A 10,582-nucleotide genomic window follows, 5' to 3' on the forward strand; every position below is an offset into this window, starting at 1 on the left:
GGGCCCCCCGTTCGGGCCCCCCTTGGCACGGTTCACTTCCACGTGGACCGTGCCGAGGGGTGGTGGACGATACAGGGTCCGCGTCAGCGGACGTCGGCGTTGTTCATCTTCCGGGTGGAGATGATCTGGTCGATCAGGCCGTACGCCAGGGCGTCCTCGGCCGTGAGGATCTTGTCGCGCTCGATGTCCTCGCGGATCTTCTCCAGCGGGGTGGTCGAGTGCTTGGCCAGCATGTCCTCCAGCTGACCGCGCATGCGGAGGATCTCGTTGGCCGCGATCTCCAGGTCGGAGACCTGGCCCCGGCCCGTCTCGCTGTAGGGCTGGTGGATCAGCACGCGCGCGTTCGGCAGCGCCATGCGCTTGCCCGGCGTACCGGCGGCCAGCAGGACGGCGGCGGCGGACGCGGCCTGGCCCATGCAGACCGTCTGGACGTCCGGCTTCACGAACTGCATCGTGTCGTAGATCGCGGTCAGCGCCGTGAAGGAGCCGCCGGGGCTGTTGATGTAGATCGAGATGTCACGGTCGGGGTCCATCGACTCCAGGCACAGCAGCTGCGCCATGACGTCGTTGGCGGACGCGTCGTCGATCTGGACACCGAGGAAGATCACGCGCTCTTCGAAGAGCTTCGCGTACGGGTCGTACTCACGGACACCCTGCGAGGTGCGCTCCACGAACCGCGGGATCACGTAACGGGACTCGGCGGCGGGGGCCGTGTATTCGGCGCGTGCGTGGTCGTACAGGCCGTTGCCGGGGAAGTTGTTCACTGTCTCTCTCCTGGGGGCTGTGGCGGTCGGCTGGGGGCTGTCCTGGGGCCTCAGGCTGCCCCGGTGCCGCCGCCGCCCGGCATACCTGCGGCCGTGGGCATGATGTCGTCGATGAGGCCGTACTCCTTGGCCTCGATCGGGTCGAACCAGCGGTCGCGGTCCGAGTCGCGGGTGACCTGCTCGACCGTCTGGCCGGTGTGGAAGGAGGTCAGCTCCGCCATGCGCCGCTTGGTGTGCAGCAGCCGCTCGGCGTGGATCTTGATGTCCGACGCGGAACCGGCGAGGCCGGCCGAGGGCTGGTGGATCAGGATCTCGGCGTTCGGCAGCGCGAAGCGCTTGCCGGGGGTGCCGGCGCTGAGCAGGAACTGGCCCATCGAGGCCGCCATGCCCATGGCGATGGTCACCACGTCGTTCTTGATGTACTGCATGGTGTCGTAGATCGCCATGCCGGCCGTGATGGAGCCACCGGGGCTGTTGATGTAGAGAAAGATGTCCTTGTCCGGGTCGGAGGCAAGGAGGAGGAGCTGTGCGGTGATCTTGTTCGCGATGTCGTCGTCGACCGCCTGGCCGAGGAAGATGATCCGCTCACCGAGCAGTCGGTTGTAGACCTGGTCGCCGAGGCCACCGAAAGAGGGCTCGCCGGCGGCTGTAGGCATCAGATTCGTCACGTATCCACCTGCTCGTCTTTACGACGGCGCCGGGCCGTCTCACGTGTACTGCCGGGGGCAACGGGGACTCCCCTGCCCTCGTATTCATGGACCCTAACGCGCGGGTCCCTTCGGAGAATCCCGCAAAGGGAACTGTTCGCTGTCAGCGCATGTACCGCACTGGTGAGACCCCGGGTAAGGGCAGGGGCCCCGGGGTGCGATGTCCCCGGGGCCCCTGTGTGCCTGTGTGTGCCGTGCCTACGCCTCGGCGGGCTCCTCGGCGGCCTCGACGGTCTCGACCGTCTCGGTGGCCGTCTCGTCCTCGTCCTCGTCGTCCAGGTCGACGATCTCGCCGTTGGTGTCCTTCACGGTGGCGGCCTCGACCACGACGGCCAGGGCCTTGCCGCGGGCCACCTCGCCGACCAGGAGCGGAACCTGACCGCCCTCGACGACCGCCTGGGCGAACTGGTCGGGGGACATGCCGGAGGAGGCCGCGCGCCGCATGAGGTGCTCGGTGAGCTCCTCCTGGTTGACGTTCAGCTTCTCCTTGTTGACGAGCTCGTCGAGGACGAACTGCGTCTTGATGCCCTTGACCGCGGCTTCCTTGGTCTCGGCGTCGAACTCCTCGGCCGTCTTGCCCTGGATCTCGAGGTACTTCTCGAGGTCGAGGCCCATCTGGCCGAGCTGGTGGTGCTCCAGGTTGTGCTTGCGGGTGTTGATCTCGTCCTCGAGGAGCTTCTCGGGGACGGGCACCTCGACGAGCTCCAGCAGCTTGTCCAGGACGCGCTCCTGGGCCTGCGTGGCCTGGTCGTACTGCTTCATGTTCTCGAGGCGCTTGCGGCTGTCGGCGCGCAGCTCCTCCAGAGTGTCGAACTCGGAGGCGAGCTGGGCGAACTCGTCGTCCAGGGCCGGGAGTTCACGGGCGGCGACCTGGCTCACCTTGACGGTGACCTGGGCCTCCTGGCCGGCCGCGGAGCCGCCCTTGAGCTCGGAGGCGAAGGTGGCCTCGCCACCGGCCTCCAGGCCGGTCACGGCCTCGTCGATGCCCTCGAGGAGCTCGCCGGAGCCGATGGTGTACGAGACGCCCTCGGCGACCCCGTCCTCCAGGACCTCGCCGTCGACCTTGGCCTCCAGGTCGAGGGTGACGACGTCACCGTCGACGGCGGCGCGCTCGACCGGGGAGGTCGAGGCGAAGCGCTCGCGGAGCTGCTCGACGGACTTGTCGATGTCCTCTTCGCTGACCTCGACGGCGTCGACCTCGACCTCGATGCCCGAGTAGTCCGGGATCTCGATGGTCGGGCGGATGTCGACCTCGGCGGTGAAGTTCAGCGTCTCGCCGTCCTTCAGCTCCGTGATGTCGACCTCGGGCTGGCCGAGCGGGTTGAGCTCCGCCTCGTTGACCGCCTCGGTGTAGAACTTCGGGAGCGCGTCGTTGACCGCCTCCTCCAGCACCGCACCGCGGCCGAACCGCTGGTCGATGACGCGCGCCGGGATCTTGCCCTTCCGGAAGCCCTTCACCGTGACCTGCTGGTTGATCTTCTTGTACGCCGCGTCGAGGCTGTCCTTGAGCTCCTCGAAGGGCACCTCGATGCTGAGCCGAACCCGGGTCGGGTTCAGGGTCTCCACGGCGCTCTTCACGGTTCGGTCTCCTTGGGGGCTGACTTCTTGGGTTGCGGACCCAGACAGGTCCGGCGGTTTCTGGTCGCCCGGAGGACTTCAGAGTGTGAGAGACACACGGGCGCGCAGCTTGCATAGTAGCCGCAGCGGCTGGACGCCCCAAAAGGCGATCGCGCGAGGTACTGGTGTGGTACCGGTCCCGGAGGTCCGGCACGTGGTCGGGGTGGCGGGATTTGAACCCACGGCCTTCCGCTCCCAAAGCGGACGCGCTACCAAGCTGCGCCACACCCCGTCTGGTGCGACACGTAGGGTACATGGCCGCAGGCAGTGGAGCCGCCGCATTTCACGAGCGCAGGGGTGCGGGGCGAGCCGAAGGGCGGGGCACGGAAAAGGCGGTGTGCGCCGAGGGCACCCGACCCGCTACGATGCCTTCTGTGCCGCGGTCGTCTGACCTGCGGCGCGTCATGTGCGGGCGTAGCTCAATGGTAGAGCACTAGTCTTCCAAACTAGCTACGCGGGTTCGATTCCCGTCGCCCGCTCTGAAACGCCGAAGGCCCAGGGGCAGTGAATTCACTGCCCCTGGGCCTTCGCTCGATTTCCGGGCTGTTCAGCCCTGTGTGTCCCCCGCGTGCCCCTTGGGCTCACGGCAAGGGCGTTGCTCGTGTCTCGACAGGGGTATGGAGTGGAGCGGACGCCAGCCGCACCCTGAGCCGATCGAGCCTGGCGCCGGCGATCCGTTCCCCCAGCAACGCCCTTCCGCCACGAGTCACTGTCATCGCTCTGCCGGTGGCCACGGCCCGGATTCGAACCGGGGTTTCCGCATCGGGGCGAACCCGAGTGCGACGTCTTGGGCCGCTAAAACGACTCATGGCCAGGCGGATCGTAGTGACTCGGAGACCGGCGAGCCCACCTCCTTGTGCGGCATGACGCCTCGGCGTGCCCGGCCGAGGTCGAACCCGTCACACCGCCTGGATGGACATCTTTGCGCCTGATCGTCAAATGAGGCCAAATCGCGCCCTACTGAGATTTGGTCAGATTCGCTCACACTCGAACACATGGGGGCGATTCGGGATCGTGACCAGCCGGCATGCCATCGCTGCGGGGAGAACAGCCCCAGCGTGCGCGAGCGCGGACGGTTCGGCTTCATGGCGAGCTACTGCGAGGGATGCTGGAACACCTACGCCAACGAGATGGCCGAAGCCGACGGGGCCACGGCCCCGCCCGGACCGGACCCCGGCCCCGAGGACATGTCCTGGATCGAGCCGCCACGCTGCCCGGAATGCGGCGCCTCGGTTCGCGTGTACCCGACCACCTACGACCGGTGGGTCAGCCTCGCGATGGTGGAGTTGCCCGCGAAAGACGTCCCGGCGGCCTTCAGGTGGCGTTTGACGAGGGTTCCGGATCGATCCCCCGTCCCCACGGATCTCGTGGCCGTACGGGTCCGCGGAATCGATCCGCTACCGAGCGAACCCGTCGTGCCGGCTCACCGCATGCTGTGCGTCCCCGAGTGAGCCGAGCCACAGATCGCACGGCAGCGGGCAGGAGGCCGGGGCCGTGTCCTCCGCGCGCCCGATCGAGCGGCGACCGGCGGGGAGCAGCGGCGAACGCCGGCGACCGACCCGGGAACCGACAGGTCGATGTCTCGCCGGCTCAGCCCCGGTCCGCATACGCCATCTTCCGAACTGGCTGCGCGAGTTGGAATCCCGGCGCCAGGAACGCGCGGTCCGGTGTCCCGGCCGGTCAGGGCAGGCGGCGGAGCCAGAGCGTGGCGAGGCCGTAGGCGACGGCGGCCACGGTGAGGCCGGTGAGTGTCGTGGCCCGGTATGCCCAGTCGGGCAGCGCGTGCCGGAAATAGCCGAACGTGGCGTCGCGAGTGAGCAGGAACGCGGCGACGGCCGCGAACATGGCGCCCGCCGACTGTCTCGTGGAGCGGTGACGCATCAGAAGCTGATCTGGTTGATCGTCTCCGCTATCGAGTTCAGGAACCGGTTGATGGACGGTGCCATGCCGGTCGAGGCGAGGAAGAAGCCGAAGAGGATGGCGACTATGGCTGGGCCCGCCTTGATCGATCCCCCTCGGATCAACACCACCAGGATGATCGCCAACAGCAGCACCACAGACAGTGAAATGGCCACAACTGATCACACACCCTCGGTCGGTCCGCTCTCCCGGCCCGGGGACGCGACCCCGCGCACCCCGCCAGAACCATCGTGCCACCAACCCGGCCCACCTATGCGGCGGGTGACGCATCGTTGGTCGCAAAGGTTCGGAAGAGAAGCGTTCGCCGCCAGTTCGAATTATTGGCAGCAGCACACGAACAGGCGTTCCCGACATGACATTTTGCGCCTTTTGTTCGGGATGAATCATGACATCTGAGAAACTTTTCGGACGCGCGTCCGATGGTTTCACTGATTCCCACAGGCAACGCTAGGGTGCCTCAGATGTTCCACGCTCCCACGCCCTCCGGCCAGAACGAACAGAGCAAAAAGAACGAACAGACCGAACAGACCGAACGGCGCGAACAGGCCAGACACCGCGACCCGTTCTTCGACAACGCGAAGTACCTGGCGATCCTGCTGGTCGCCATCGGGCACTCCTGGGAGCCTCTCAAGGGCGACAACAGGGTGCTTCAGGGCCTGTACATGGTCGTGTACAGCTTCCACATGCCGGCCTTCATCATCATCTCCGGCTACTTCTCCCGGAGTTTCGACCTCCGCCCCGACCGCCTGAAGCGGCTCATCACCGGCGTCGCGGTGCCGTACGTCGTCTTCGAGATCGCCTACTCGCTCTTCAGCCGGTACGCGAACGACGACCCGCACCAGAAGATCACCCTCCTCGACCCGCTGTATCTCACCTGGTTCCTCTGCGCGTTGTTCATCTGGCGGCTGACCACCCCGATCTGGAAACTGGTCCGCCACCCGCTGCCGTTCGCGCTCGGCATCGCCATGCTCGCCTCCTGCACCCCGGACATGACCGACGACTTCGATCTGCAGCGGCTGGCGCAGTTCCTGCCGTACTTCGTGCTCGGTCTGGTGCTGCGGCCCGAGCACTTCCAGTGGGTGCGCCGGCGTGCGGTGCGCGTGCTGGCGGTGCCGGTGTTCGCCGGTGCCGCGCTGTTCGGCTGGTGGGCGGTGCCGCGGATGAACGCCGGCTGGTTCTACCACCACGACTCCGCGCAGGAGTTCGGCGCGCCCTGGTGGGCCGGGCCGGTGATGACGCTCCTGATGTTCGGCTGCTCGCTGCTGCTGACGGCCGGCTTCTACTCCTGGGTGCCGAGCCGGAAGACCTGGTTCACGGCGCTCGGCGCGGGAACGCTGTACGGCTATCTGCTGCACGGGTTCCTGGTCAAGGGCGCCGGTTACGCGGGCCTGTTCCACCACACCTGGCTGCACCGGCCGTACGGTGTGCTCCTCGTGAGCGCCCTCGCGGCCACCGCCGTCACCCTGCTGTGCACCCCGCCCGTACGACGGGTGTTCCGCTTCGCGGTCGAGCCGCGCATGGAGTGGGCGTTCCGGCGCGACGCGGCCGAACTGGCCCGCGACCGGGCGCGGTTCGCGCAGCCTGTCGTGCGCGAGAAGGTCAACGCCTAGTCGGAGACGCCGAGTCCGAGAAGTGCGCGCATCCGCGCGTACTTCTCGGTCAGTCGTGCGCGGGTCGCCTCGTCGAGGACGGCGAGGCGGGCCGGGTCCGCGTTGTGGGCCAGGTCCGCTTCCTTGACGAGGAGCGCGCCGGGGGTCGCGAGCACGCGCCCGGCGTACGCCTCCGGGCTCTCCCCCGCCCGCTTGGTGACCGCGAGCACGATGTCCTTCGTCCGACGGCTCAACTCGGCCTCGCGCAGCCACCGTTCGCTGAGCGCGTCGTCCTCGACGGAGTCGTGCAGCCAGGCCGCCGCGATCTGTTCCGCGTCCCCGCCCCGCACCCGCACACCCTCCGCCACGGCCCTCAGGTGCTCGGCGTAGGGGCGGCCCGCCTTGTCGGTCTGGCCCTCGTGCGCGGCGCGGGCGATGGCCTCGACCTCGGCAAGGGTCAGCGGCCCGCTCACCGGGACAGCCCCTGTGCGGTCGCCGAGGCCGACGCCGTAGGACCCTCCCGGCAGACCAGCAGCAGGGCGCGGTCGTCGTTGACGTCCTTGGCGACCGCCTCGATGAGGTGCCAGGCGGCGCCGTGGAAGCCGCCGGCGACGTAGCGGTCGGCCTCGCCGGTGAGGCGGTCGATGCCCTCGACGATGTCCCGGTCGGAGGTCTCCACGAGGCCGTCCGTGAACAGCATGAGTACGTCTCCGGGCCGCAGCGAGCCCTTCACGGGGTCGAACTGGGCGCCGTCGTAGACCCCCAGCAGTGGCCCTTCCGCCGCCTTCTCCTCCCAGCGGCCGCTGCCCGCGCTGAGCTGGAGGCCCGGCGGGTGGCCGGCGGAGAAGAGTTCGTAGTCGCCGGAGTCGAGGTCCAGGACGAGGTGGATGGAGGTGGCGAAGCCCTCGTCCCAGTCCTGGCGGAGGAGATAGCCGTTGGCGGCGGGCAGGAAGGCGTGCGGGGGCAGGGAGCCGAGCAGGCCGCCGAAGGCGCCCGACAGCAGCAGGGCGCGCGAGCCGGCGTCCATGCCCTTGCCGGAGACGTCGGTGAGGACGACCTCCATGGTCCGACCACCGTTCGTACGGGCGGCCACGACGAAGTCACCGGAGAACGACTGGCCGCCCGCCGGGCGCAGCGCCATCTCCCGGTGCCAGCCCTGGGGCAGTTGCGGGAGCTTGCTCTGCACCCGGATGCGTTCGCGCAGGTCGAAGAGCATGGTGCCGCCGCGCCGCCAGGGCACGCCGACGCGGCTGCGGAACTGGGCGATCAGCAGCCCGAAGAAGCCGCACGCGGCCACCACGAGCACCACGCCCGGGGTCACCCGCGCCGGGCCCTCGGTGTACGGGCCGAGCTTCACCGACTCCACGATCAGGGCGGTGGCCGCCGCCGCGTACAGCCCGAGCAGGCTCGCGGGCCGCAGCAGCAGGCCGCCCGCGACGATCGGCAGGACCAGCGCGGCCGGTGAGAACCACACCGCGTTGGCGAGGGTCGTGGCCGCGATCACCGGGATCGTGATCAGCAGTCCGGCCAGCGCGACCCAGTCCGAGCCGTCCCCGCGGAAGTAGTCGACGGCACTTCTGCGCAGGCCGGTGCGGACCCGGTGAACCAGCTTCCTCAACCGGGCCATGAACGTGTCGGCCTCCGCGCGCCGCTCTCGTCCTGCTGCCATTAGTTCGGGACCCTATCCATCCGACCAGCCGCTTGGCACGGGAGGTCCCACTTGTCCCCCCTGCGAGGTTCAACTTCACAGTGAACTTCACCAGAGGCTCCTGTGCGGGCACGGAGCGGAAATTCCCTGGCTCGTCCCGCAATGCGCTGATAGGCATGGTCCATGGGGACAGATGCGCGAAACATGCGGGCCGACCGGACCGAGCTGCGGGTGCTGCGGCGGGACGAGTGGAACACCTGGTACGACACCCTGATCACCGCGTTCGGCGGGACTCCGGAGGCGCCCGAGGAGCGTGAGCTGTGGGACGGGCTCACCGAGGTCGACCGCTCCCTCGGCGTCTGGGACGGCGACGCGTGCGTGGGGACCGCGGGCGCGTTCAGCTTCCGGATCACGGTTCCCGGCGGCGCCTCCGTGCCCGTCGCGGGCATCACGATGGTCAGCGTGGCCGCCACCCATCGGCGCCGCGGCCTCCTGACGTCCATGATGCGGCGGCAGTTGGACGACGTACGGTCCTGGGGCGAGCCGCTGGCCGTGCTGACGGCCTCCGAGCCCGAGATCTACGGCCGGTTCGGGTACGGCATCGCCACGCTGCGCGGGAGTGCCGACATCGACACCGCCCGGGTACGGCTGACGGTGCCGCCGGGCACGGACGACGTACGGCTGCGCTACGCCGAACCCGGCGCCGTACGCGAGCAGTGCGAGGCGGTGTACGCGCGGCAGGTGGCCGGGCGGCCTGGGATGCTGGCGCGGCGGCCCGGGTGGGAGAACCTGCCGCTGCTGGACCCGGAGAGCGAGCGGCAGGGCGCGTCACCGCTGCAGTGCGTGGTCGCCGAGCGCGAGGGTGAAGTCGTGGGCTACACGCGGTACTTCGTCAAGCCCGATTGGGACGCCGCCGGGCCGAAGGGCGAGATCCGGCTGCGCGATCTGGAGGCGCTGGACCCGGCGGCGTACGCGGCGCTGTGGCGGTTCCTCTTCGGCATCGACCTGACGTCGAAGCTGTCGCTGCGCAGTCGTCCCGTCGACGACTCCTGGCAGCATCTCGTCTCCGACCTGCACCGGTGCGGTCTGCGGCAGGCGGACTCGCTGCACGTACGGCTGGTGGAACTGGGGGCCGCGCTGGAGGCGCGCACCTATCAGACGCCCGTGGACGTCGTGTTCGAGGTCGAGGACGTCTTCTGCCCCTGGAACGAGGGGCGTTGGCGGCTCACCGGCGACGCGAAGGGCGCATCCTGCAAGCGGACCGAGGAACCGGCCGATCTCGCGCTGTCCGTACGGGAGTTGGGGTCCGCGTATCTCGGCGGGTTCTCCCTCGCGTCACTCGCGGGCGCCGGTCGGGTGCGGGAGCTGCGGGCGGGCGCGCTGGCGGAGGCGTCGCTGGCCTTCGGCTCGGCGGTCGCGCCCTGGCTGCCGCACGGGTTCTAGAACCGGCTTACGCCCGCTGGCAGTTGGGGCACCAGAACAGATTGCGGGCGGCGAGGTCGGCGGTGCGGATCTCGCTGCCGCAGATGTGGCAGGGCAGGTTGGCGCGGCGGTAGACGTAGACCTCGCCGCCGTGGTCGTCGACGCGCGGCGGGCGGCCCATCGCCTCGGGGGTGTGTTCGGGGCGGACGGTGTCGATGCGGTTGTTGCGGACACCTTCCTGCATCAGCTCGACGAGGTCGGCCCAGATCGCGTCCCACTCGGCGGGGGTGATGTCCCGGCCCGCGCGGTACGGGTCGATGCCGTGCCGGAAGAGGACCTCGGCGCGGTAGACGTTGCCGACGCCGGCGATGACCTTCTGGTCCATGAGCAGGGCCGCGACGGTCGTACGGCTGCGGGAGACGCGTCGGTACGCGGGAGCCGGATCGGAGTCCGGGCGCAGGGGGTCGGGGCCGAGGCGGTCGTGTACCGCCCGCTTCTCGGTGTCCGTGATCAGGGCGCAGGTGGTGGGGCCGCGGAGATCGACGTACGACGTGTCGTTCGCGAGGCGCAGGCGGACGGTGTCCGTGGGCGGGGGCGCGGGGGCGTCGCCGAAGTCGACCTTGCCGAAGAGGCCGAGGTGGATGTGGACCCAGTCGGCGTCCCGGAAACCGAGGAACAGGTGCTTGCCGTGGGCCTCGGTGCGGGTGAGTTCCGTGCCGTTCAGCAGCGCGGCGGAGTCACTGAACTTGCCCTGGGGGCTGGTGACTTGTACGGCTCGGTCGGCGAAGTGGCCGCCGTAGTCCAGCGCAAGCCGATGAATCGTGTGCCCCTCTGGCACTACCGCATTTCCTTTCCCACCCGCCCACCCGCCTCGGTCACTCGACGGGTGAGCCTCGAAGAACCTTCTACCGCTGC

At 69.1% G+C, this 10,582-nt stretch carries 11 protein-coding genes and 3 tRNA genes; 4 read left to right on the forward strand and 10 right to left on the reverse strand.

All coding sequences use genetic code 11. The features are described from left to right. Positions 1-83: 83 nt before the first annotated feature. The 4 genes from JHN45_RS30070 to JHN45_RS30085 all read right to left on the reverse strand — a co-directional run bounded on the left by JHN45_RS30070 (position 84) and on the right by JHN45_RS30085 (position 3,320). Complete coding sequence (locus tag JHN45_RS30070; protein ID WP_307783226.1) at positions 84-764, reverse strand: ATP-dependent Clp protease proteolytic subunit; 681 nt, start codon at positions 762-764, stop codon at positions 84-86. A gap of 50 nt (positions 765-814) precedes the next feature. Continuing rightward, a complete protein-coding gene (locus tag JHN45_RS30075) occupies positions 815-1,420 on the reverse strand; it encodes an ATP-dependent Clp protease proteolytic subunit (protein ID WP_200682228.1) in 606 nt (201 codons plus the stop codon). Positions 1,421-1,669: 249 nt separating this feature from the next. Continuing rightward, complete coding sequence (gene tig, locus JHN45_RS30080) at positions 1,670-3,049, reverse strand: trigger factor (RefSeq protein WP_200709852.1); 1,380 nt, start codon at positions 3,047-3,049, stop codon at positions 1,670-1,672. Between the two features lie 194 nt (positions 3,050-3,243). Next, positions 3,244-3,320: transfer RNA gene (locus JHN45_RS30085), tRNA-Pro, on the reverse strand. 176 nt (positions 3,321-3,496) lie between these two features. Between JHN45_RS30085 and JHN45_RS30090 the strand changes: the two genes are divergently transcribed. Then, a tRNA-Gly gene (locus JHN45_RS30090) sits at positions 3,497-3,567 on the forward strand. 248 nt (positions 3,568-3,815) lie between these two features. Here JHN45_RS30090 and JHN45_RS30095 read toward each other — a convergent pair. Continuing rightward, positions 3,816-3,901 (reverse strand) — tRNA-OTHER (locus JHN45_RS30095). A 245-nt stretch (positions 3,902-4,146) separates the two neighbouring features. Between JHN45_RS30095 and JHN45_RS30100 the strand changes: the two genes are divergently transcribed. Further along, on the forward strand, positions 4,147-4,539 hold the full coding sequence (locus JHN45_RS30100; RefSeq protein WP_307783227.1) for a DUF6083 domain-containing protein: 393 nt from the start codon (positions 4,147-4,149) through the stop codon (positions 4,537-4,539). 229 nt (positions 4,540-4,768) lie between these two features. Here JHN45_RS30100 and JHN45_RS30105 read toward each other — a convergent pair whose 3' ends face one another. Both JHN45_RS30105 and JHN45_RS30110 read right to left on the reverse strand, forming a co-directional pair. Continuing rightward, positions 4,769-4,969 carry a hypothetical protein gene (locus JHN45_RS30105; RefSeq protein ID WP_201051689.1) on the reverse strand — a complete coding sequence of 67 codons (201 nt, stop codon included), beginning with the start codon at positions 4,967-4,969 and terminating at the stop codon, positions 4,769-4,771. Beyond that, positions 4,969-5,163 (reverse strand): hypothetical protein, encoded by a 195-nt coding sequence (locus tag JHN45_RS30110; protein ID WP_200709850.1) that lies wholly within the window; start codon positions 5,161-5,163, stop codon positions 4,969-4,971. Before JHN45_RS30110 ends, JHN45_RS30105 begins: the two co-directional genes overlap by 1 nt. A gap of 306 nt (positions 5,164-5,469) precedes the next feature. Between JHN45_RS30110 and JHN45_RS30115 the strand changes: the two genes are divergently transcribed. Further along, positions 5,470-6,618: an acyltransferase family protein gene (locus JHN45_RS30115; protein ID WP_201051691.1), complete on the forward strand. Its 1,149-nt coding sequence runs from the start codon at positions 5,470-5,472 to the stop codon at positions 6,616-6,618. On the opposite strand, the gene JHN45_RS30120 is transcribed toward JHN45_RS30115, so the two are convergent. Next, positions 6,615-7,070, reverse strand: coding sequence for an HD domain-containing protein (locus JHN45_RS30120; RefSeq protein WP_201051693.1), 456 nt, complete (start codon positions 7,068-7,070; stop codon positions 6,615-6,617). The two genes, JHN45_RS30115 and JHN45_RS30120, sit on opposite strands and share 4 nt — an antisense overlap. Further along, a complete protein-coding gene (locus JHN45_RS30125) occupies positions 7,067-8,266 on the reverse strand; it encodes a PP2C family protein-serine/threonine phosphatase (protein WP_201051695.1) in 1,200 nt (399 codons plus the stop codon). Before JHN45_RS30125 ends, JHN45_RS30120 begins: the two co-directional genes overlap by 4 nt. 162 nt (positions 8,267-8,428) lie before the next feature. Between JHN45_RS30125 and JHN45_RS30130 the strand changes: the two genes are divergently transcribed. Beyond that, positions 8,429-9,688 carry a GNAT family N-acetyltransferase gene (locus JHN45_RS30130; protein WP_201051696.1) on the forward strand — a complete coding sequence of 420 codons (1,260 nt, stop codon included), beginning with the start codon at positions 8,429-8,431 and terminating at the stop codon, positions 9,686-9,688. A 7-nt stretch (positions 9,689-9,695) separates the two neighbouring features. Here the strand turns inward: JHN45_RS30130 and JHN45_RS30135 are convergent, their stop codons facing one another. Continuing rightward, the gene (locus tag JHN45_RS30135) at positions 9,696-10,505 is read right to left on the reverse strand and encodes an Fpg/Nei family DNA glycosylase (RefSeq protein WP_200709845.1); all 810 of its coding nucleotides are present in this window, start codon (positions 10,503-10,505) and stop codon (positions 9,696-9,698) included. Between the last annotated feature and the right edge of the window lie 77 nt (positions 10,506-10,582).

The sequence above is a fragment of the Streptomyces sp. MBT53 genome, assembly GCF_016654115.1.
In the GTDB taxonomy this organism is placed as follows: domain Bacteria; phylum Actinomycetota; class Actinomycetes; order Streptomycetales; family Streptomycetaceae; genus Streptomyces.